The organism is Streptomyces sp. NEAU-sy36 (genome assembly GCF_013423905.1).
In the GTDB taxonomy this organism is placed as follows: domain Bacteria; phylum Actinomycetota; class Actinomycetes; order Streptomycetales; family Streptomycetaceae; genus Streptomyces; species Streptomyces misionensis.
On record NZ_CP058977.1, the window covers coordinates 7825909 to 7848774 of the forward strand.

The 22866-nt window shown below is 68.4% G+C and carries 17 protein-coding genes and 3 rRNA genes; 3 read left to right on the top strand and 17 right to left on the bottom strand.

The window, feature by feature from the left end:
• Positions 1–18: 18 nt before the first annotated feature.
• From HZZ00_RS34370 to HZZ00_RS34390, 5 genes are all read right to left on the bottom strand, one after another.
• Positions 19–1728, bottom strand: a complete 1710-nt coding sequence (locus HZZ00_RS34370; RefSeq protein ID WP_070022632.1) for a bifunctional uroporphyrinogen-III C-methyltransferase/uroporphyrinogen-III synthase — start codon at positions 1726–1728, stop codon at positions 19–21.
• On the bottom strand, positions 1725–2684 hold the full coding sequence (gene hemC / locus HZZ00_RS34375; RefSeq protein ID WP_070022633.1) for a hydroxymethylbilane synthase: 960 nt from the start codon (positions 2682–2684) through the stop codon (positions 1725–1727). The genes HZZ00_RS34370 and hemC overlap by 4 nt, the downstream gene beginning before the upstream one ends.
• The gene (locus tag HZZ00_RS34380; RefSeq protein WP_180329967.1) at positions 2681–4351 is read right to left on the bottom strand and encodes a glutamyl-tRNA reductase; all 1671 of its coding nucleotides are present in this window, start codon (positions 4349–4351) and stop codon (positions 2681–2683) included. Before HZZ00_RS34380 ends, hemC begins: the two co-directional genes overlap by 4 nt.
• Positions 4348–5115, bottom strand: a complete 768-nt coding sequence (locus tag HZZ00_RS34385; RefSeq protein WP_070022636.1) for a redox-sensing transcriptional repressor Rex — start codon at positions 5113–5115, stop codon at positions 4348–4350. The genes HZZ00_RS34380 and HZZ00_RS34385 overlap by 4 nt, the downstream gene beginning before the upstream one ends.
• Before the next feature lie 280 nt (positions 5116–5395).
• Positions 5396–5686, bottom strand: coding sequence for a glutaredoxin family protein (locus HZZ00_RS34390; RefSeq protein WP_180329968.1), 291 nt, complete (start codon positions 5684–5686; stop codon positions 5396–5398).
• Between the two features lie 110 nt (positions 5687–5796).
• On the opposite strand from HZZ00_RS34390, the gene HZZ00_RS34395 reads away from it, so the two are divergent.
• The 3 genes from HZZ00_RS34395 (at position 5797) to HZZ00_RS34405 (ending at position 9282) form a co-directional block, all read left to right on the top strand.
• The gene (locus HZZ00_RS34395) at positions 5797–6735 is read left to right on the top strand and encodes an HAD family phosphatase (protein WP_180329969.1); all 939 of its coding nucleotides are present in this window, start codon (positions 5797–5799) and stop codon (positions 6733–6735) included.
• 319 nt (positions 6736–7054) lie between these two features.
• On the top strand, positions 7055–7843 hold the full coding sequence (locus HZZ00_RS34400; protein ID WP_180329970.1) for an ECF subfamily RNA polymerase sigma factor, BldN family: 789 nt from the start codon (positions 7055–7057) through the stop codon (positions 7841–7843).
• 224 nt (positions 7844–8067) lie between these two features.
• Complete coding sequence (locus tag HZZ00_RS34405; protein WP_180329971.1) at positions 8068–9282, top strand: DUF5667 domain-containing protein; 1215 nt, start codon at positions 8068–8070, stop codon at positions 9280–9282.
• 73 nt (positions 9283–9355) lie between these two features.
• On the opposite strand, the gene HZZ00_RS34410 is transcribed toward HZZ00_RS34405, so the two are convergent.
• The 12 genes from HZZ00_RS34410 to HZZ00_RS34465 form a co-directional block, all read right to left on the bottom strand.
• Positions 9356–10402 (bottom strand): lysophospholipid acyltransferase family protein, encoded by a 1047-nt coding sequence (locus HZZ00_RS34410; protein ID WP_180329972.1) that lies wholly within the window; start codon positions 10400–10402, stop codon positions 9356–9358.
• Positions 10403–10426: 24 nt separating this feature from the next.
• Positions 10427–11485 (bottom strand): NAD-dependent epimerase/dehydratase family protein, encoded by a 1059-nt coding sequence (locus tag HZZ00_RS34415; RefSeq protein ID WP_074992933.1) that lies wholly within the window; start codon positions 11483–11485, stop codon positions 10427–10429.
• Positions 11486–11716: 231 nt separating this feature from the next.
• Positions 11717–11815, bottom strand: coding sequence for a 30S ribosomal protein bS22 (locus tag HZZ00_RS34420; protein ID WP_003948845.1), 99 nt, complete (start codon positions 11813–11815; stop codon positions 11717–11719).
• A 133-nt stretch (positions 11816–11948) separates the two neighbouring features.
• Entirely contained in the window at positions 11949–12161 is a 213-nt protein-coding gene (locus tag HZZ00_RS34425; RefSeq protein ID WP_070022648.1) for a helix-turn-helix domain-containing protein, read from the bottom strand.
• A 129-nt stretch (positions 12162–12290) separates the two neighbouring features.
• Entirely contained in the window at positions 12291–13097 is an 807-nt protein-coding gene (locus HZZ00_RS34430; RefSeq protein ID WP_180333826.1) for a phosphatase, read from the bottom strand.
• Between the two features lie 105 nt (positions 13098–13202).
• Positions 13203–14375 (bottom strand): acetoin utilization protein AcuC, encoded by a 1173-nt coding sequence (locus HZZ00_RS34435; RefSeq protein WP_180329973.1) that lies wholly within the window; start codon positions 14373–14375, stop codon positions 13203–13205.
• Positions 14326–15540 (bottom strand): MFS transporter, encoded by a 1215-nt coding sequence (locus HZZ00_RS34440; protein WP_180329974.1) that lies wholly within the window; start codon positions 15538–15540, stop codon positions 14326–14328. The genes HZZ00_RS34435 and HZZ00_RS34440 overlap by 50 nt, the downstream gene beginning before the upstream one ends.
• A gap of 23 nt (positions 15541–15563) precedes the next feature.
• A complete protein-coding gene (locus HZZ00_RS34445) occupies positions 15564–16316 on the bottom strand; it encodes a VC0807 family protein (RefSeq protein ID WP_257585521.1) in 753 nt (250 codons plus the stop codon).
• Positions 16317–16409: 93 nt separating this feature from the next.
• Positions 16410–17054 carry an HAD family phosphatase gene (locus HZZ00_RS34450; RefSeq protein WP_180329975.1) on the bottom strand — a complete coding sequence of 215 codons (645 nt, stop codon included), beginning with the start codon at positions 17052–17054 and terminating at the stop codon, positions 16410–16412.
• Positions 17055–17125: 71 nt separating this feature from the next.
• A 5S ribosomal RNA gene (rrf, locus tag HZZ00_RS34455) occupies positions 17126–17242 on the bottom strand.
• Between the two features lie 72 nt (positions 17243–17314).
• A 23S ribosomal RNA gene (locus HZZ00_RS34460) occupies positions 17315–20433 on the bottom strand.
• 298 nt (positions 20434–20731) lie between these two features.
• Positions 20732–22256: ribosomal RNA gene (locus tag HZZ00_RS34465) — 16S ribosomal RNA — on the bottom strand.
• The 16S, 23S and 5S rRNA genes sit together here, the layout of an rRNA operon.
• Between the last annotated feature and the right edge of the window lie 610 nt (positions 22257–22866).

A 22866-nucleotide genomic window follows, 5' to 3' on the forward strand; every position in this document is an offset into this window, starting at 1 on the left:
CGAGGACCGCGAAGAACCTCACGTCGTCGAACGACGCCTCCGCGCCCCCGGGCGCCGCTCGCTCGGGCGCGTCACCGGGTCGCCCGACTCCAGCGCCGCGTCGCGTCGCTTGGCGCCGAAGTCGGCCAGGGCCTCCGCCAGCTTGTGGACGGACGGTTCCGGGGCCATGACGTCGACTCGGAGGCCGTGCTCCTCCGCCGTCTTCGCCGTGGCCGGGCCGATGCAGGCGATCACCGTCACGTTGTGCGGCTTGCCCGCGATGCCGACCAGGTTGCGGACCGTGGAGGACGAGGTGAAGAGCACCGCGTCGAAGCCGCCGCCCTTGATCGCCTCGCGGGTCTCGGCCGGCGGGGGCGAGGCGCGCACGGTGCGGTAGGCCGTGACGTCGTCGACCTCCCAGCCCAGCTCGATCAGACCGGCGACCAGGGTCTCCGTGGCGATGTCGGCCCGCGGCAGGAAGACACGGTCGATCGGGTCGAAGACCGGGTCGTAGGGCGGCCAGTCCTCCAGGAGACCCGCCGCCGACTGCTCACCGCTCGGCACCAGGTCCGGCTTCACGCCGAAGGCGATCAGCGCGCGAGCCGTCTGCTCGCCCACCGCAGCCACCTTGATACCCGCAAAAGCCCGAGCGTCAAGGCCGTACTCCTCGAACTTCTCCCGGACGGCCTTCACCGCGTTGACCGACGTGAAGGCGATCCACTCGTAGCGGCCGGTGACCAGGCCCTTGACCGCGCGCTCCATCTGCTGGGGCGTGCGCGGCGGCTCCACGGCGATGGTGGGCACCTCGTGCGGCACCGCGCCGTAGGAACGCAGCTGGTCGGAGAGCGAGGCCGCCTGCTCCTTCGTGCGCGGCACGAGCACCTTCCAGCCGAACAGCGGCTTGGACTCGAACCACGACAGCTGGTCGCGCCGGGCGGCGGCGGAGCGCTCGCCGACCACGGCTATCACCGGCCGGCCGCCCTCCGGCGAGGGCAGCACCTTGGCCTGCTTCAACGTCTGCGCGATGGTGCCGAGGGTGGCGGTCCAGGTGCGCTGGCGGGTCGTCGTACCGGCGACGGTGACGGTCAGCGGGGTGTCCGGCTTGCGGCCGGCCGAGACCAGCTCGCCCGCCGCGGCGGCCACCGCGTCCAGGGTCGTGGAGACGACCACCGTGCCGTCGGAGGCGCCGACCTCGGTCCAGCAGCGGTCGGAGGCGTTGCGGGCGTCCACGAAGCGCACGTCCGCGCCGTCGGCGTCCCGCAGCGGCACACCGGCGTACGCCGGCACACCCACCGCGGCCGCCACGCCCGGGACCACCTCGAAGGGCACCCCGGCGGCGGCGCAGGCGAGCATCTCCTCGGCCGCGTCCGTGTCGAGTCCGGGGTCCCCGGACACCGCACGGACGACCCGCCTGCCGCCCCGTACGGCCTCCATGACAAGATGAGCGGCATCCCGGGCAGGAGACGGGGCAGCGGCGGTGGCTGACGTGCCGTCAACGACCGTGAGCTGCGGCGTGCCCGTGCCCGGTGGCGACGTGGAGAGGTTCCCGTCGGTGTGCACGACGGAGACGCCCTGCCGCGCGTGCGTCCGGATCACGTCGAGCACCTCGGGCTCGGCGATCAGGACGTCCGCGTTCGACAGTGCCTCCACGGCGCGCAGAGTCAGCAGTCCCGGATCCCCGGGTCCGGCACCGAGGAAGGTGACGTGCCCGTGTTCCGGACCGGCGGCAGGAAGGGCGGTGGGGCTCAATGTGCTCGCTCCCCCATCAGACCGGCCGCGCCCTGGGCGAGCATCTCGGTGGCGAGGTCGCTACCGAGTGCCAGCGCACCCTCGTGCGTCTGGGGCACGGGACCGGTGGTGGACAGCTGCACCATGCGGGTGCCGTCGGTGGTGCCGACGACGCCGCGCAGGCGCATTTCCTTGACAACCTGCCCGTCGCCCAACAGGTCGGCCAGCGCACCCACGGGTGCGCTGCAGCCGGCCTCCAGGGCGGCGAGCAGTGATCGTTCGGCGGTCACGGCGGCCCGCGTGAACGGGTCGTCGAGCTCGCCGAGCGCCGCGATCAGGTCCGCGTTCTCCGCGGCGCACTCGATCGCCAGGGCCCCCTGGCCGGGGGCGGGCAGAACCGTGTCGACCGACAGGAAGTCGGTCACCTCTTCGATGCGGCCGAGCCGGTTGAGCCCGGCGGCGGCCAGTACGACCGCGTCCAGCTCGCCGTCGCGGACGTACCGGATGCGGGTGTCCACGTTGCCGCGGATCGGGACCGTCTCTATGTCCAGGCCGTGGGCGCGGGCGTACGCGTTCAGCTGCGCCATGCGGCGCGGGGAGCCGGTGCCTATGCGGGCGCCGCGCGGCAGGTCGGTGAACTTCAGGTCGTCGCGGGCGACGATCACGTCGCGCGGGTCCTCGCGCACCGGCAGGGCCGCCAGGACCAGCTCCGCGGGCTGCTCGGTGGGAAGGTCCTTGAGCGAGTGAACGGCGAAGTCGACCTCGCCGCGCGCCAGCGCCTCGCGCAGCGCCGCGACGAACACGCCGGTGCCGCCGATCTGCGCGAGGTGTTCGCGGGAGGTGTCGCCGTACGTGGTGATCTCGACCAGCTCGACGGGCCGCCCGGTCACCTTCCGGACGGCGTCCGCCACCTGCCCGGACTGGGCCATGGCGAGCTTGCTGCGCCGCGTCCCCAGTCGAAGTGCCTTGTCACTCATGCCGGTCGGTCCTTCGTTTCTGTGCTGTCCCCGGCCCGGGAGACGGAGGCGACCGTCTCGGGGTCGAGGTCGAACAGGGTGCGCAGCGCGTCCGCGTACCCGGCGCCGCCGGGCTCGGCCGCGAGCTGCTTGACCCTCACGGTCGGCGCGTGCAGCAGCTTGTCCACGACGCGGTGCACGGCCTGGCGGATCTCGCCGCGCTGGCGTTCGTCCAGGTCGGGCAGGCGGCCGTGCAGCCGTGCGATCTCGGAGGCGACGACGTCGGCGGCCATGGTGCGCAGCGCGACCACGGTCGGGGTGATGTGCGCCGCCCGCATGGCCGCCCCGAAGGCCGCGACCTCGTCGGAGACGATACGCCGTACCTGGTCCACGTCGGCCGCCATCGGCGCGTCCGCGGAGGCCTCCGCGAGCGACTCGATGTCCACCAGGCGCACCCCGGCCAGCCGGTGCACGGCCGCGTCGATGTCGCGGGGCATGGCCAGGTCGAGGAGGAAGAAGAAGGGCGCCGGACGCTCGGCGACCGGCTCGGGACGGCGCCGCTCGGGGATCCGGCCCGCGGTCGCGGCGGTCGCGGCGAGCGCGGTGATCAGCTCGGCGTCCGCCTCGGGCGCACGACCGCCCGCCGGGCGCGTGTTGCCCCCGGCGGCCCAGGCCGCGTGCTGCTCCAGGGTGGCCGCGTCCATGCCGGCCACCGCGGCCTCGCCCAGCACGGAGAAGCCGGGCTGGGCGGCGGCCAGGTCCAGGGGGCAGTTCTCGTCGGCGCCCGGCTGCGGGGCTCCGGTCGGTACGGCCGCCGGGGCGGCGTCGGCGACGGCCGGCTGCCCGGTGCGGCCCTCGACCGCCTGCGCGACCGTCTCCGCCGTGAGCACCAGACCCGTCGCCCCGGTGCAGGAGACGACGACGTCGGCACGTGTCAGCTCGTCGCCCACGGCGTCCATCCGGACCGCGCGGGCGGTCACCGCGTTGTCGTCGGCCTCGTGCAGGATCTGCACGAGCCGCTCGGCGCGCTCGAAGGTCCGGTTGGCCACGGTGATCTCGGCGACCCCGGCCCGCGCGAGCGTGGCGGCGGCCAGCGAGGACATCGAACCGGCGCCGATCACCAGCGCCTTGCGGCCGGTCGCCCAGCGCCGGACGTCGCCGCCCGCGGCCAGCTGCTCCAGGCCGAAGGTGACCAGGGACTGGCCGGCGCGGTCGATGCCGGTCTCGGAGTGGGCGCGCTTGCCGACCCGCAGGGCCTGCTGGAACAGGTCGTTCAGCAGCTTGCCCGCGGTGTGCAGCTCCTGGGCGCGGGCCAGGGAGTCCTTGATCTGGCCGAGGATCTGTCCCTCGCCGACGACCATCGAGTCCAGACCGCAGGCCACCGAGAACATGTGGTGGACGGCCCGGTCCTCGTAGTGGACGTACAGGTAGGGGGTCAGTTCCTCCAGGCCGACGCCGCTGTGCTGGGCGAGCAGCGTGGACAGCTCGGCGACACCGGCGTGGAACTTGTCCACGTCGGCGTACAGCTCGATGCGGTTGCAGGTGGCGAGCACCGCGGCCTCGGTGGCGGGCTCGGCGGCGACCGTGTCGTGCAGCAGCTTGGTCTGCGCGTCCGCGTTCAGCGCCGCCCGCTCCAGCACGCTGACCGGGGCGCTGCGGTGGCTCAGTCCGACGACGAGGAGGCTCATGCCGGCATCACCGCGGGTACGTCCCCGTCGGGCCCCTGGTCGGCGGAGTCGTCGCGGGGGGTGACGGCGGCGGGCAGGGCGCCGTCGCCGGCGGCGGTCTCCTCGCCGGACTTGCGCTGCTCGTGGAAGGCGAGGATCTGGAGTTCGATCGACAGGTCTACCTTGCGCACGTCGACGCCGTCCGGCACGGACAGCACGGTCGGCGCGAAGTTCAGGATGGAGGTGACACCGGCGGCCACGAGCCGGTCGCAGACCTGCTGGGCGGCGCCGGCCGGGGTGGCGATCACGCCGATGGAGACCCCGTTGTCCTTGATGATCTTCTCGAGCTCGTCGGTGTGCTGCACGGGGATGCCGGCGACCGGCTTCCCGGTGAGCGCCGGGTCGGCGTCTATCAGCGCGGCGACCCGGAAACCGCGGGAGGCGAACCCGCCGTAGTTGGCGAGGGCGGCGCCGAGGTTGCCGATACCGACGATGACAACCGGCCAGTCCTGGGTGAGGCCGAGTTCGCGGGAGATCTGGTAGACGAGATACTCCACGTCGTAGCCGACACCGCGCGTTCCGTAGGAGCCCAGGTAAGAGAAGTCCTTGCGCAGCTTCGCGGAGTTGACCCCCGCCGCCGCGGCCAGCTCCTCGGAGGAGACCGTGGGTACCGAGCGCTCGGACAGCGCGGTGAGGGCTCGGAGGTACAGCGGAAGCCTGGCGACGGTGGCCTCGGGAATCCCTCGGCTGCGGGTCGCCGGTCGGTGTGTTCGGCCAGTTGCCACGGTGCTCCTGCGGGTAGAGCGGGGCTGCGGGCGGTCATACGTCCCCAGACCGCCCCGTCGAAAGCAGGCTATGTCTTTGTGAACGCGTGCACAAAGATGGTGTCCGATTTGCCCGGCAGAAGTGACCGGGGTCACGCATCTTTCACGCCGTTGGCGGGAACCAGCGGCCACCCACCGGCGTGCCTTCATTACTGGGGGCAAAACCGCCCACGCTCCTCACGAATCCCGCCCCCGAGACCAACCCGCCCATCGATCCTAAGCGAATTTCGGACCAGTTGGACTACTCGGTCAGTTCCCGGCGCAGCCGGTCCGCGTTCACGCGCCAGAAGGTGTGCTGTTCGCCGTCGATCAGTACGACGGGGATCTGTTCCCAGTACCGGTCGTACAGCGCCCGGTCCTCGGTGATGTCCTTCGGTTCCCAGGGCACCCCGAGTTCCCCGCAGACCTTCTCGATCACGGCCTGCGCGTCGTCGCACAGATGGCAGCCCGGCTTGCGGACGAGAGTGACCAGCCGCTCACCGGGATCGGGCTTCTCGGTCTTGCGTCGGAAGAGTGGACTCATACCGGCCATTCTCGCGCGCCGCCCGCCACACGCCGGTTTAACCCTCGCCTCACCCAGAGTTCACGGCCTTCGAACCTCTCGGCTCCGGAAGCACCGGGCGGACTGGCTATGCTCACGACATGGCCGCTCTCGGATGGCTCACTCCCCGTAGGCGCTCCGCCACGGCGCGGAGCGTGTTGGCAGGCGAGGCCTCGGCGGAGGCCGCCCGCAAGTCCTCCCAGGAGGCGGAGGAGGCCCGGCCGCAAGCGCCCCTGACCCCGGAGGAACCGCAGTTCCCGGTGGTGGGCGACGACAAGGCCGCCGCGTTCTTCGACCTCGACAACACCGTGATGCAGGGTGCCGCGATCTTCCACTTCGGGCGTGGCCTGTACAAGCGGAAGTTCTTCGAGACCCGCGACCTGGCCCGGTTCGCCTGGCAGCAGGCCTGGTTCCGGCTGGCCGGCGTCGAGGACCCCGAGCACATGCAGGACGCCCGCGACTCGGCGCTCTCCATCGTCAAGGGCCATCGCGTCGCCGAGCTCCAGACCATCGGCGAGGAGATCTACGACGAGTACATGGCCGACCGCATCTGGCCGGGCACCCGCGCCCTCGCCCAGGCCCACCTGGACGCGGGCCAGAAGGTGTGGCTCGTCACGGCGGCACCGGTGGAGATCGCCACGGTGATCGCCCGCCGCCTCGGCCTCACCGGCGCGCTCGGCACGGTCGCGGAGTCGGTCGACGGCGTCTACACCGGCCGGCTGGTCGGCGAGCCGCTGCACGGCCCGGCGAAGGCGGAGGCGGTGCGCGCGCTGGCCATGGCGGAGGGGCTGGACCTCTCCCGCTGCGCCGCGTACAGCGACAGCCACAACGACATCCCGATGCTCTCCCTCGTCGGCCACCCCTACGCCATCAACCCGGACGCCAAGCTGCGCAAGCACGCCCGGGAGAAGGACTGGCGGCTGCGGGACTACCGCACCGGCCGCAAGGCGGCGAAGGTGGGCATCCCGGCCGCGGCGGGCGTCGGCGCGGTGGCCGGCGGCACGGCCGCGGCGATCGCCCTCAGCCGACGGCGTCGATAAATCCGCACCTCTCCGCGAGCGACGCCGTCCTCCCAGGCCAGACCGGCCCCGGCGGCCGGAATTATGCCGCGGTCACTTCAACACGCACTCGACTTTGCCGAAAAACGTCGCCCTTCGGTCACCAAGTGATCAGATTACGGAACTTGACAGGGCGCCAATCGGTAACAGATGCGACGCAATCGATGATTTGAGCAACTCGGTGTAGCAGGCCCTGCACGAAGCGTTATTCTCCTCAGACGCAAACCGGTACCCCTCCGTCGCTACGACGGGTGAACGGTTCCGCACTGCACGTGATGAAAGCTCTGCCTCTGGGAGTCCCGTGTACCCACACGTCGGGGTTGACGCCTCGGGCCTGGCTACGCTGCGCGCAACTGTCGCAACGGTCAAAGAGACGCTGCGCGGCCTCGTCCCCACCGCGCACGCCGTCCCCGCCTTCGCCACCGCCGCGCCCACGGGCCCGTGCTACGCACTGGCCGACGGCGGCGCCGCCGTCGGCAGACGAGGGCGGTCCGCCGGTGCCGGTTCCGCCGCCACCGCCCGCCGTCCGGCCGCCGACAGCGACAGCGCCCGGATGATGGACCTGGTCGAGCGCGCCCAGGCAGGGGAGGCCGAGGCCTTCGGCCGGCTGTACGACCAGTACAGCGACACGGTCTACCGGTACATCTACTACCGCGTCGGCGGCCGGGCGACCGCCGAGGACCTGACGAGCGAGACCTTTCTGCGCGCCCTGCGCAGGATCGGCACCTTCACCTGGCAGGGCCGTGACTTCGGCGCCTGGCTGGTGACGATCGCCCGCAACCTCGTCGCCGACCACTTCAAGTCCAGCCGCTTCCGGCTGGAGGTCACCACCGGCGAGATGCTCGACGCCAACGAGGTCGAGCGCTCCCCGGAGGACTCCGTCCTGGAGTCCCTGTCGAACGCCGCGCTCCTGGACGCCGTGCGGCGGCTCAACCCTCAGCAGCAGGAGTGCGTGACGCTCCGCTTCCTCCAGGGGCTGTCGGTCGCCGAGACCGCCCGGGTCATGGGCAAGAACGAGGGCGCCATCAAGACCCTCCAGTACCGCGCCGTCCGCACCCTCGCCCGGCTTCTGCCGGACGACGTCCGCTGACCGCGGGCGACCGTCAACTCACCTGCTGTGAACGCGGGTTGCGTTTCCGGACCGATCATCCGGGGTCCGTAACCCAAGTGCCGCGCCAGTCGTTGTGCGGGATACAGGCTCCCTGTGGTCGCTTCCCGGCCACCCCATCGCTCGATCGGGTGGAGAAGGCCGGGGTGTGCAACCCTCAGGACCCCCTGGGGAGTCGACCGTCATGACGAGAGGAGGTGCCGCCAGTGATCGCGAACGTATCGGCGCACCGGCGGGCGAACGCCTTCGCCCAGGCCCTGGAGGAGCAGTCCGACCGGGACACGGCGGCCGAGCAGTCCGCAACACCGGCGGGTCCCCCGCCGGCCCCCGAGGATCCGACCGAGCAGGGCCGGCTGCTGGCCCTCGCGGACGGCCTCGGCGCGCTGCCCAAGCCGCAGCTCGACCCCGAGGTCAAGGTCGTCCAACGCGCCCAGCTGGTGGCCGCGATGGAGGCCATGTTCCAGGAGGGGGCCGGGGCGGCGGACGTGTCCGTGCCGGGCCAGCGCCGGGCAAAGGGCGCGCATCGGGCGAGCCCGCTGGGCAAACTCCGGCCGCGGTCCAGGCTGACCAAGGGCCTCGCGGCCGGCGGGCTCAGCGTGGGCGTGGCCGCCGGGGCCTTCGGCGGGGTCGCCGCCGCGAGCTCCGACGCGCTGCCCGGCGACTCGCTGTACGGACTGAAACGCGGCATCGAGGACTTCAAGCTCAACTACCTGAGCGACGGCCAGGACCAGCGCGGCCAGACCTACCTCGACCAGGCCTCCACCCGGCTCGGCGAGGCCCGCCGGCTGATGGAGCGCGGCCGCGGCGGGCACCTCGACCACGAGTCCATCGGCGAGATCCGCCGCACCCTGTCCGGGATGCAGCGCGACGTCACCGAGGGCCACCGGCTGCTGCACGCGGCCTATGAGGCCGACCCGGACTCGCTGGGCCCGATCCAGGCGCTGTCCGCGTTCTCCCGGTCCCACCGCGAGGCATGGAGCGCGCTCAGCGACAAGCTGCCGGTGCAGCTCGGGGACGTCAAAGAACAGGTGTCGTCGGTCTTCGACGCCATAGACCAGGAGGTCGCCCCGCTCCAGTCCCTGCTGCCGCAGCAGCCCACCCAGGGCGGCGACGGCAAGCACCGGGGCTCGGGCTCGGCATCCACCGGCGCCACCGGCCGCCACCGTTCGGCGTCGCCCAGCGGCACCCCCTCCGCCGGCCACTCCACCCCCGGCGGCCCCAGCGGCACGGCCACCGACGGCACCGGCGACGGCCTGCTGGGCGGCAACACGGGCGGCCTGCTCGACCCGCCCAGGTTGGGCGGCGACAGCAGCACCCCGTCCACCACCAAGCCCCCGGCCACCGCCCCCGACGTCACCCTGCCCCCGCTCCTCCCGGGCCTGCTCCCGGGACTGGGGATCGACAACGACGAGGCGAAGTAGGGCAGTACGGCGGTGGGGGCGCCCCGAGCACCGGGTGCCCTCACCGCCGTACGCCCCCGGCGGAAGAAGACCGTCAGAAGAAGACCGACCTGCGCTGCACCAGCAGCTTGTACAGCGTGTGCTGGATCTGCTCCCGGACCTGGTCCGTGAGGTTGAACATCAGCATCGGGTCCTCGGCGGCCTCCGGCGGATAGCCGTCCGTCGGGATCGGCTCGCCGAACTGGATCGTCCACTTCGTCGGCAGCGGCACCGCGCCCAGCGGTCCGAGCCAGGGAAACGTCGGCGTCAGCGGGAAGTACGGGAAACCCAGCAGCCGCGCCAGCGTCTTCGCGTTGCCGATCATCGGATAGATCTCCTCCGCACCGACGATCGAGCACGGGACGATCGGCACCCCCTGCCGCAGCGCCGTCGACACGAACCCGCCCCGCCCGAACCGCTGGAGCTTGTACCGCTCGCCGAAGGGCTTCCCGATGCCCTTGAACCCCTCCGGCATCACCCCCACCAGCTCGCCCTGCTCCAGCAGCCGTTCCGCGTCCTCCGCGCACGCCAGGGTGTGCCCGAGCTTGCGGGCCAGCTCGTTGACCACCGGCAGCACGAACACCAGGTCCGCCGCGAGCAGCCGCAGATGCCGGCCGGCCGGATGCCGGTCGTGCACCGCGACCTGCATCATCAGCCCGTCCAGCGGCAGCGTCCCGGAGTGGTTGGCGACGATCAGCGCCCCGCCCTTGTCGGGGATGTTCTCGATGCCCTTCACGTCGACCCGGAAGTATTTCTCGTACACCGGCCGCAGCAGCGACATCAGGACCTGGTCGGTCAGCTCCGCGTCGTACCCGAAGTCGTCGACCTCGTACTCCCCGGTCAGCCGGCGCCGCAGGAACGCCAGCCCGGCCGCCACCCGCTGCTCCAGCCCGCCGGACGCACCGGACCCGGGCCGCTGCACCGGCTCCTCCGCCCGCTCCGGCCCCCGCCCCGGCAGCCGCTGCACCTCACCCAGCTCCCCGCCGCCGCTGCCGGACCCGCGCCCGCTCGCGCCCCGCCGCCGTCCCGGCCGCTGGGCACCACCGGTCCCGGAGCCCCGGGACCGGTCGTCGTCGAAGGGAATGACCTTGGCGTCCGCCATCGTTACCGCGCTCCTCGGTTGGCGCTAGTCGCCGCTATGGGCCGTGGGCCGGCCGCCGCCCGGCAGGGCCGCGGCGATCCGGTCGACCGCTCCCGCGACGGTCTCCGGCGGCAGCAGCCCGGCGCCCTGGCCCCGGGCGAAGTCCGCGAACGCCTCCGCCGTCGTGTACCGGGGCGTGAAGCCCAGGGTCTCGCGCATCTGCACGGTGTCCACGACCCGCCCGTGGGTCAGCAGCCGGAACTGCTCCGGTGAGAAGTCCGTCATACCCAGCGTACGGACCAGGGAGCCGGCCCAGGTCACCGCGGGCAGCAGCAGCGGCACGGTGGGCCGCCCGAGCCTGCGCGAGCACTGGGACAGCAGCAGCACCCCGTCCCCGGCGATGTTGAAGGTGCCGCTGTTGAGGGTGCCCCGGCGCGGCTCGTGCGCGGCGAGCCGCAGCACCTCCACCACGTCGTCCTCGTGCACGAACTGGAGCCGTGGGTCGTAACCGAACACGGTCGGCAGCACCGGCAGCGCGAAGTACGAGGCGAGCGGGGTGTCGGCGGCCGGCCCGAGGATGTTGGCGAACCGCAGCACGCACACGGCCACGTCGGGCCGGCGCCGGGCGAACCCCCGCACGTACCCCTCGACCTCGACGGTGTCCTTCGCGAAGCCGCCGCTGGGCAGCGACTTGGCCGGGGTGGTCTCGGTGAACACGGCGGGATCGCGCGGCGCGGAGCCGTACACATTGGTGCTGGACTTGACCACCAGCCGCTGGACGGCCGGGGACTTCTGGCAGGCACCGAGCAGCTGCATGGTGCCGATGACGTTGGTCTCCTTGACCGTGGCCCGGTTGCCGCCGCCGAGCGCGGTGCCCGTCACATCGAGGTGGACGACGGTGTCGGCGGCCGTCTCGGCCAGCACCCTGGCTATGGCCGGCTTTCGGATGTCGGTCTGGATGAAGTCGGCCCCGCCCAGCTGATGCGCGGGCGGCACCGCGTCCACCGCGATGACACGCTCGACCTCCGGGTCCCGCTGGATCCGCCGCACGAACCGGCCGCCCAGCTGCCGGGCCGCTCCGGTGACGAGCACGACCTTGCCCAAGATCAGCGCCTTCCTTCCCGCGTACCGAAGTTCCGCGTTCCCCGTGAAGGCCAACTTAGCGGGTCGGTGTTGCGCCGTGATGACGCCCGGGGCGGGAGAGGCGGAATTTCCCCGGCCGGGACGAACCGGACGAGCCGGACATGGCTGTGGCCCTCCGCCGTCGCCGGCGGAAGGCCACAGAACACGCTCTCGCGGAGCGCCGCAATCGGTTCCCGCGTGCGCGGGACCGGATTACTTCTTGTTGCGACGCTGAACGCGCGTGCGCTTGAGCAGCTTGCGGTGCTTCTTCTTGGCCATCCGCTTGCGCCGCTTCTTGATAACAGAGCCCACGACTACCCTCGCTCACTTCTCATCACTCGGTTGTTTGGGCGCCATGGGCCCACACGACCTACGAGGGGCTAGCCTACCCAACCGAGCGCCGAGGTCGTAATCGAGGGTCTCCGGGATCCCCCGGAGGGGGTCGTCAGCCCGTCTCCACCCCCACATAGCTGTCGCGGAGGTACTCGTGGACCGCTTGTTCGGGGACGCGGAAGGACCGCCCCACCCGGATCGCGGGCAGATGACCGCTGTGCACCAGGCGGTACACGGTCATCTTCGACACTCGCATCACCGTGGCGACCTCCGCCACGGTAAGGAACTGAACCTCGTTCAGAGGCCTCTCGCCAGCTGCAGCCATGACACACCTGCACCTTCCGCACTCGACGGCCACCGGCTTCCCCTTCCGGTGACTCTTCGTCGCTGCGTGCTCACTCCCCAGACTAGGGGCGGGTGATACGAGTGGGGAAGAGGTGCACCCATCGGCGGCCTACTGTGACAGACACGCGCGTTTGAGTACGTAGCGGGTGAGCGGCCGGTAGTGACTAGACCGCGCTCCGTCGTCCAGGGGTACGACGACGGAGACGGCGCCCTCCGCCTGTCCGACGAACGGCGCGGGGTCGTCGGTGTCGGCCAGACCGATCGCCTCGAACCCCAGCTGACCTGCGCCGCAGACCCAGCCGTGGTCGCCGATGACCAGCTCGGGCAGGGGGCCGGGGCCGGCCGCTGCGGCCTCCAGGGCGACCCGGACGGGCAGGGGTGAATGGCAGTGCGCGCCAGGCTCACAACCGGGGCGCCCGACCTCGGTTTCCCGCACCAACGCGACGCGTCGTACGTAGTCGATGCGGTGCGTGCGTAGGCCGAACCGGGTCAATATGTCGACACAGCGACCCTGCGCGGGGGTGAGGACCTCACATCCCGCCGCCGAGAGGGCGTCCGCGAGCGCGGCGTAGAAACCCAGCAGCGGGCGGGGGTGGCCGGTGCCGAGGAGCACGGGCGCGCCACGCTGTGCCACCGCGGCCAGCCGACCCGCGAAGGCGTCCAGCGCGGCGAGGGTCCGCCGGGGGTCGATCACATCCGGTCCTGAAGTATGCCGGGGATCGGCCGAAACCCCACACCTCTCGGCCATCAGCGCCAGCAGTTCCGGCTCTCCCCAACTCCCTTGCGGATCGATCCCGATCAGCACGCGGGGGTCCCGGGCCGCGAACAACCGGTAGCTCCTGAGGCTGCGCTCCCGCGAGGTGCCCACGACCCCGGCCAGCCCGGCGGCCGGCAGATACCTCAACACGGGTGCGATGGTGGCCCATTGACCGGCCCGGCAAGGCAAACACCGGCCCGAAACGGCACGTTCGGCCTAACGGGCTCCCGTCTCCCGGCCGTGCCGGGCGGCCGGGCGGGGCCGTTACGGCAGCAGGCCGCGCAGGGGGAACGCCGACCGGCGGGTCGCCAGGATCGCCTGGTCCAGCCGGTCCGCGGGATCGTAGCCGTCCTCCCAGGACGACCAGGACACCGGCCAGCGGCCGTCCGTCATGCGCATCGGGGCCAGCTCGCGCGTCCGGGCGTACACCTCCTGGCGCCAGCCCTCGGGGATCACCGTCTCCGGCGCCACCGGCCTCCCCGCGGCGATGCCCACGAGGTGCGTCCAGGACCGGGGCACGACGTCCACCACGGCGTACCCGCCGCCCCCGAGCGCGATCCACTTCCCGTCGGCGTACTCATGCGCCAGCTCGTGGCAGGCCGTCTGCACGGCCCGCTGCGCGTCCAGGGAGACGGCGAGGTGCGCCAGCGGGTCCTCGAAGTGCGTGTCGGCACCGTGCTGCGAGACCAGCACCTGCGGCCGGAACTCCGCGAGCAGCTCCGGCACCACCGCGTGGAACGCCCGAACCCACCCCGCGTCGCCCGTGCCGGCCGGCAGCGGCAGGTTCACCGCCGCCCCCTCCCCGGCGCCCGCGCCCGTCTCCTGCGGCCATCCGGACTGCGGGAACAGTGTCCGGGGGTGTTCGTGCAGCGAGATCGTCAGCACCCGGGGGTCCTCCCAGAACGCGGCCTGCACCCCGTCCCCGTGGTGCACGTCCACGTCCACGTAGGCGACTCGTTCGACCCCCAGTTCCAGCAGCCGCGCGATCGCGAGGGCCGCGTCGTTGTACACGCAGAACCCGGACGCGCCGCCCGGCATCGCGTGGTGCAGCCCGCCCGTGAAGTTCACCGCGTGCGGCGCGTCCCCCCGCCACACCGCCTCGGCCGCCGCCACCGACTGCCCGGCGATCAGCGCGGACACCTCGTGCATCCCGGCGAACGCGGGATCGTCCAGCGTCCCGAGCCCGTACGAACCGTCCGCCCCGGCCGGGTCGGCCGACGCGGCCTTCACCGCGTCGATGTAGTCCTCCCGGTGGACCAGCCGCAGCGTCGACTCCCCGGCCGGCCTGGCCGCGACGATCTCCAGCTCCCGGTCGAGACCCAGGGCACCGACCAGTTTCCGGGTCAGTGCCAGCCGGACCGGGTCCATCGGATGACCCGGGCCGAAGTCATAGCCCGTTACTGCCTCGTCCCACATCAGCTGTGCGCGGCCGCTCATGTCCGCCACCGTATCGGTCCTGTTGAGTCGCGAACGACCTGGCGTACACGAGCGTCACCAGCACCAACACCATCGGCAGCAGCATCGCCCCCCGATAGCTCCAGGCGTCGCCCACCGCCCCCACCAACGGTGAACCGATGAGGAAACCCACGTAATTGAAGACGTTCAGCCGCGCCACGGCCGCGTCCGACGCCCCGGGGAACAGCCGTCCAGCCGCCGCGAAGGTCTGCGGCACCAGCACGCACAGCCCCAGGCCCAGCAGCGTGAACCCGAGCATCCCCAGCCACGCCCCGGGCGCCGACGCCACCACCGCGAACCCGCCGGCCGCCACCAGTGCCCCGAGCCGTACGACGGCCACGGCCCCGAACCGCCGCACCCCGAAGTCCCCCAGCGTCCGCCCGGCCAGCGTCGTCACCATGTACACGTTGTACGGCACGGTCGCCAGCTGCTCCGAGCTGCCCAGTACGTCCTTCAGGTACTTCGCGCTCCAGTTGGAGACCGTCGAGTCCCCGATGTAGGCGAAGGTCATCACCAGGCACAACGGCAGCAGCAGCCGGAAGACCACTCCCCCGCCGCCGCTCCCCTCCGCCACCGGAGCCGGGTCCCCGTCGATGTAACCCCGGCTGCCCACCAGCGTCGCGGGCAGCAGCACCGCGACCACCGGCAAATACGACACCCACAGCGCCAGCTGCCAGTGCGCCCCGGCCCAGGCCAGCGACGCCCCGACGATTCCGCCCAGGCTGTAGGCCGCGTGGAAGCCGAGCATGATGCTGCGCCCGTAGGCCCGTTGCAGACTGACCCCGAGCATGTTCATGGTGGCGTCCAGCACGCCCACGGCCAGCCCGAACACCCCCAGCGCCACCGCCACCGCGGCCAGCTGTCCCCGGCCGCCCGCCCCGGTGCCCAGCAGGGCCAGCAGCACCACCGGCTGGGACCAGCGCAGCAGCCGGCTGGGCCGGATCCGCTTCACCAGCTGCTCGGTGGCGACGCTGCCGGCCCCGGCCAGGATCGGCACCGCGGCCAGGAAGACCGGCAGCAGCGCGTCGGAGATGCCGTACCGGTCCTGGATGGCGGGAATCCGCGTCACCAGCAGGGCGAACGCGACGCCCTGGGCGAAGAAGCCGAACGCCAGCGAGGCCCTGCCGCGCCGCAGCACATCAGTCATGGCGGCGAGCGTAGGGCCCCGGACTACCTGTGGGTAGATATCGCCAAAGATGAAATTCCTTCAGCTTCAGGGGTGTTCAGGGACTCGGCCGTCTCGGCGGCCAGCAGCCTCTCCATCGGCTCGGCGGCCCGCGCCCCGCTGACCAGGAAGGCGATCACCATCGCGGCGACCAGGAAGACGGTGCCGAGCCAGACCATCGTGTCCACGGGCACGGTGTACGCGCCCACGACCCGCGCCACGCACTCCGCGAGCAGCGCCAGGCCCCAGACGGCGGAGAAGGTCCTCTCGTGCTTCCGGAAGGCCGCCGAGCGGGCCGAGGCCCCGGTGACGAGCCGCTGCCAGGCGGCCTCCTTCGCCGGGTCCCCCTTCACCAGGAAGGGCCGCATGGCGGTGCTCATCATCGGCCGCCCGAGCCGGACGGAGATCAGGATCCCGATGCCGATGGTGCTGCTGACCGCGCCGTCCTTGGCGAGCATCAGCCGTGGGTCGCCGGAGAGGTAACCGGCCAGCAGGGAGACGACGTTGACGGCCAGGATGAGCCCGGCCAGCGCGTTGGTGCGGCGCTCGCGCACCAGGCTCCACAGGGTCCGCGCCGCCGGCACCACGCTGCTCCAGGCGAGCGCCGCGAAGGTGCTCGCGCCGAAGGCGTCCTTGAGGAGGTAATACGCCCCGAGGGGCACCGCCACGTCCACGATCAGCGGCCGGAAGTTGTCCAGCACGCTCGGGTTCCGCTTCTGCTGCTCGCCTCGGCCCTTGGCCCCCGTGTCCTTCGTCATGCCCCAAGCTTCGCCGCGGGCGGGGGTGGGCCGGTAGAAACGATCGTCCGGACGTCGGCATGACAGATGTCAGGCGCCGGCCGATGGCGCGGGTCATATCAGCAGGTCGGTCAACTCGCTCATGCGGGCGAACAGTCGGGTCGCGCCGGTGAGCCGCTCGGCGGGCGTCATCGCGGTGAATCCGTACACGTCCATCCCGGCCGCCACGGCCGCCTGGACGCCCAGCGGGGAGTCCTCCACGACGGCGCAGCGCTCCGGGGCGACGCCCATCCGCTCGGCCGTGTACAGGAAGAGGTCGGGCGCGGGCTTGCCGCGGCCGACGTCCTGCGAGCTGAAGACGCGGTCCTCCTGGAACCAGCGGTCGAGCCCGGCGGTGCGGTGCCCCACCCTGATCTTCTGGTGGCTGCCGGAGGAGGCCACGCAGTACGGCACCCCGTCCGCGGCCAGCTTCTCCAGTACGTCCACCGCGCCGGGCACGGGCCGCAGCTCGCGTTCGAAGGAGGCGAAGATGCGGGCGTGCAGGACGTCGTCGAAGTCGTCGGGGAGCCGGCGCCCGGTGCGTTCCAGGACCAGGTCGTGGACGCGGTGCATGGCCGACCCCATGTAGTCCCGCAGGGAGTCCTCGTACGACGTCGGGACGCCCAGCTCGGTCAGATAGGCGGCCAGATGGCGATTGGAGATCGGCTCACTGTCGACCAGGACGCCGTCGTTGTCGAAGATGATGAGGTCGTAGCGCATACGCCAACCCTAATTGCCCTGAAACGCGGAAAACCCCCGCACCAACGGTGCGGGGGTTCCCCTCAAAAATTGTTCGGCGGCGTCCTACTCTCCCACAGGGTCCCCCCTGCAGTACCATCGGCGCTGTGAGGCTTAGCTTCCGGGTTCGGAATGTAACCGGGCGTTTCCCTCACGCTATAACCACCGAAACACTATGAAACTGACAACCAGCACAATGGTTGTTCGTGGTTTCAGAACCAACACAGTGGACGCGAGCAACTGAGGACAAGCCCTCGGCCTATTAGTACCGGTCACCTCCACCAGTTACCTGGCTTCCAGATCCGGCCTATCAACCCAGTCGTCTACTGGGAGCCTTACCCCATCAAGTGGGTGGGAGTCCTCATCTCGAAGCAGGCTTCCCGCTTAGATGCTTTCAGCGGTTATCCCTCCCGAACGTAGCCAACCAGCCATGCCCTTGGCAGAACAACTGGCACACCAGAGGTTCGTCCGTCCCGGTCCTCTCGTACTAGGGACAGCCCTTCTCAAGACTCCTACGCGCACAGCGGATAGGGACCGAACTGTCTCACGACGTTCTAAACCCAGCTCGCGTACCGCTTTAATGGGCGAACAGCCCAACCCTTGGGACCGACTCCAGCCCCAGGATGCGACGAGCCGACATCGAGGTGCCAAACCATCCCGTCGATATGGACTCTTGGGGAAGATCAGCCTGTTATCCCCGGGGTACCTTTTATCCGTTGAGCGACGGCGCTTCCACAAGCCACCGCCGGATCACTAGTCCCGACTTTCGTCCCTGCTCGACCCGTCGGTCTCACAGTCAAGCTCCCTTGTGCACTTACACTCAACACCTGATTGCCAACCAGGCTGAGGGAACCTTTGGGCGCCTCCGTTACCCTTTAGGAGGCAACCGCCCCAGTTAAACTACCCATCAGACACTGTCCCTGATCCGGATCACGGACCCAGGTTAGACATCCAGCACGACCAGACTGGTATTTCAACGACGACTCCACAACCACTGGCGTGGCCGCTTCAAAGTCTCCCAGCTATCCTACACAAGCCGAACCGAACACCAATATCAAACTGTAGTAAAGGTCCCGGGGTCTTTCCGTCCTGCTGCGCGAAACGAGCATCTTTACTCGTAGTGCAATTTCACCGGGCCTATGGTTGAGACAGTCGAGAAGTCGTTACGCCATTCGTGCAGGTCGGAACTTACCCGACAAGGAATTTCGCTACCTTAGGATGGTTATAGTTACCACCGCCGTTTACTGGCGCTTAAGTTCTCAGCTTCGCCCCACCGAAGTGAAGCTAACCGGTCCCCTTAACGTTCCAGCACCGGGCAGGCGTCAGTCCGTATACATCGCCTTACGGCTTCGCACGGACCTGTGTTTTTAGTAAACAGTCGCTTCTCGCTGGTCTCTGCGGCCACCCCCAGCTCGAACAGCAAGTGCTCTCACCAGGTGTGGCCCCCCTTCTCCCGAAGTTACGGGGGCATTTTGCCGAGTTCCTTAACCATAGTTCACCCGAACGCCTCGGTATTCTCTACCTGACCACCTGAGTCGGTTTAGGGTACGGGCCGCCATGAAACTCGCTAGAGGCTTTTCTCGACAGCATAGGATCATCCACTTCACCACAATCGGCTCGGCATCAGGTCTCAGCCGTATGCAAGGCGGATTTGCCTACCTTGCGGCCTACACCCTTACCCCGGGACAACCACCGCCCGGGATGGACTACCTTCCTGCGTCACCCCATCACTCACCTACTAACCGCTTGGTTCAGCGGCTCCACCACTCCCCTTCACCCGAAGGATCCAGGGCGGCTTCACGGCCTTAGCATCACGATGCTCGATGTTTGACGCTTCACAGCGGGTACCGGAATATCAACCGGTTATCCATCGACTACGCCTGTCGGCCTCGCCTTAGGTCCCGACTTACCCTGGGCAGATCAGCTTGACCCAGGAACCCTTAGTCAATCGGCGCACACGTTTCTCACGTGTGAATCGCTACTCATGCCTGCATTCTCACTCGTCAACCGTCCACAACTACCTTCCGGTGCTGCTTCACCCGGCAGACGACGCTCCCCTACCCATCACAACACCCGTTAGGGCTATATGCTGCAATGACACGACTTCGGCGGTACGCTTGAGCCCCGCTACATTGTCGGCGCGGAATCACTAGACCAGTGAGCTATTACGCACTCTTTCAAGGGTGGCTGCTTCTAAGCCAACCTCCTGGTTGTCTGTGCGACTCCACATCCTTTCCCACTTAGCGTACGCTTAGGGGCCTTAGTCGATGCTCTGGGCTGTTTCCCTCTCGACCATGGAGCTTATCCCCCACAGTCTCACTGCCGCGCTCTCACTTACCGGCATTCGGAGTTTGGCTAAGGTCAGTAACCCGGTAGGGCCCATCGCCTATCCAGTGCTCTACCTCCGGCAAGAAACACACGACGCTGCACCTAAATGCATTTCGGGGAGAACCAGCTATCACGGAGTTTGATTGGCCTTTCACCCCTAACCACAGGTCATCCCCCAGGTTTTCAACCCTGGTGGGTTCGGTCCTCCACGAAGTCTTACCTCCGCTTCAACCTGCCCATGGCTAGATCACTCCGCTTCGGGTCTTGAGCGTGCTACTAAATCGCCCTATTCGGACTCGCTTTCGCTACGGCTTCCCCACCCGGGTTAACCTCGCAACACACCGCAAACTCGCAGGCTCATTCTTCAAAAGGCACGCAGTCACGAGAATGTGCAAGCACATTCCGACGCTCCCACGGCTTGTAGGCACACGGTTTCAGGTACTATTTCACTCCCCTCCCGGGGTACTTTTCACCATTCCCTCACGGTACTATCCGCTATCGGTCACCAGGGAATATTTAGGCTTAGCGGGTGGTCCCGCCAGATTCACACGGGATTTCTCGGGCCCCGTGCTACTTGGGTGTCTCTCAAGCAAGCCGCTGACATTTCGACTACGGGGGTCTTACCCTCTACGCCGGACCTTTCGCATGTCCTTCGCCTACATCAACGGTTTCTAACTCGCCCTACGGCCGGCAGACCGCAGAAGAGAGATCCCACAACCCCGCACACGCAACCCCTGCCGGGTCTCACACGCATACGGTTTGGCCTCATCCGGTTTCGCTCGCCACTACTCCCGGAATCACGGTTGTTTTCTCTTCCTGAGGGTACTGAGATGTTTCACTTCCCCTCGTTCCCTCCACACTGCCTATGTGTTCAGCAGCGGGTGACAGCCCATGACGACTGCCGGGTTTCCCCATTCGGAAACCCCCGGATCAAAGCCTGGTTGACGACTCCCCGGGGACTATCGCGGCCTCCCACGTCCTTCATCGGTTCCTGGTGCCAAGGCATCCACCGTGCGCCCTTAAAAACTTGGCCACAGATGCTCGCGTCCACTGTGCAGTTCTCAAACAACGACCAGCCACCCGTCACAACCCGCCGAAGCGGACCTTTACCGGGGCCGGCGACTGAGGAGAAGTTCATTCCCTCAGACACCCAACAGCGTGCCCGACACCCCCGCCGCCCTCTCATCCGTTCCACGCCGAAGCAGTACTAGGAAGAAGAGCCATCCGAAGAGTGCCGAGTAGTCAACGTTCCACCCATGAGCAACCAGCATCAGACATTCGCTGATGTACTGGCCTCTGACCAGGCAAGCCCGGTAAGAAGTGCTCCTTAGAAAGGAGGTGATCCAGCCGCACCTTCCGGTACGGCTACCTTGTTACGACTTCGTCCCAATCGCCAGTCCCACCTTCGACAGCTCCCTCCCACAAGGGGTTGGGCCACCGGCTTCGGGTGTTACCGACTTTCGTGACGTGACGGGCGGTGTGTACAAGGCCCGGGAACGTATTCACCGCAGCAATGCTGATCTGCGATTACTAGCGACTCCGACTTCATGGGGTCGAGTTGCAGACCCCAATCCGAACTGAGACCGGCTTTTTGAGATTCGCTCCACCTCACGGTATCGCAGCTCATTGTACCGGCCATTGTAGCACGTGTGCAGCCCAAGACATAAGGGGCATGATGACTTGACGTCGTCCCCACCTTCCTCCGAGTTGACCCCGGCGGTCTCCCGTGAGTCCCCAGCACCACAAGGGCCTGCTGGCAACACGGGACAAGGGTTGCGCTCGTTGCGGGACTTAACCCAACATCTCACGACACGAGCTGACGACAGCCATGCACCACCTGTACACCGACCACAAGGGGGGCACTATCTCTAATGCTTTCCGGTGTATGTCAAGCCTTGGTAAGGTTCTTCGCGTTGCGTCGAATTAAGCCACATGCTCCGCCGCTTGTGCGGGCCCCCGTCAATTCCTTTGAGTTTTAGCCTTGCGGCCGTACTCCCCAGGCGGGGCACTTAATGCGTTAGCTGCGGCACGGACAACGTGGAATGTTGCCCACACCTAGTGCCCACCGTTTACGGCGTGGACTACCAGGGTATCTAATCCTGTTCGCTCCCCACGCTTTCGCTCCTCAGCGTCAGTATCGGCCCAGAGATCCGCCTTCGCCACCGGTGTTCCTCCTGATATCTGCGCATTTCACCGCTACACCAGGAATTCCGATCTCCCCTACCGAACTCTAGCCTGCCCGTATCGACTGCAGACCCGGGGTTAAGCCCCGGGCTTTCACAACCGACGTGACAAGCCGCCTACGAGCTCTTTACGCCCAATAATTCCGGACAACGCTTGCGCCCTACGTATTACCGCGGCTGCTGGCACGTAGTTAGCCGGCGCTTCTTCTGCAGGTACCGTCACTTTCGCTTCTTCCCTGCTGAAAGAGGTTTACAACCCGAAGGCCGTCATCCCTCACGCGGCGTCGCTGCATCAGGCTTTCGCCCATTGTGCAATATTCCCCACTGCTGCCTCCCGTAGGAGTCTGGGCCGTGTCTCAGTCCCAGTGTGGCCGGTCGCCCTCTCAGGCCGGCTACCCGTCGTCGCCTTGGTGAGCCATTACCTCACCAACAAGCTGATAGGCCGCGGGCTCATCCTGCACCGCCGGAGCTTTACACCATCAAGGATGCCCAAGATGGTCATATCCGGTATTAGACCCCGTTTCCAGGGCTTGTCCCAGAGTGCAGGGCAGATTGCCCACGTGTTACTCACCCGTTCGCCACTAATCCACCCCGAAGGGCTTCATCGTTCGACTTGCATGTGTTAAGCACGCCGCCAGCGTTCGTCCTGAGCCAGGATCAAACTCTCCGTGAATGTTTACCGGTGATCCGGTGACACACACGGGAGCGGAACCAAGAGGAGGAATAGTCCCCTCGGTCCTCAGCGTCCTCGCTGTGTTTTTTCAAAGGAACCTCGACCATCGGTGATCCGATGGACGGGGTATCAACATATCTGGCGTTGACTTTTGGCACGCTGTTGAGTTCTCAAGGAACGGTCGCTTCCTTTGTACTCACCCTCTCGGGCTTTCCTCCGGGCGCTTCCCTTCGTTGTTTCCGACTCTATCAGATCTTTTCTCGATCCGATTTCCTCGGTGCTTTCCAGGTTCCCGCTTCCGCGTTTCCCTTTCCGGCGGTTCCGACTCTATCAGATCCTTTCGGCGTCTGACTCCCAGTCAGGGGGGTTTGTCTTCCCGGCCGCTGGGCCGTTTCGACGAGTGAGACTTTAGCGGATTCCCGGCTCCCGAGCTAATCGGGGCCTGCGCCCTTTCGAACGCGGATTCCTCATTTCGCAAATACGCACGCCAAAGCATTCGACACCGAGGTGTCGAGAGTGGGTGGTGCTCACGGAATGGCTGTCCGGGGACCGACCGGAGTCGGCGCTCACGTCGGACAACTCGGAGTACCTTACGGACCGCTCCGAGGTG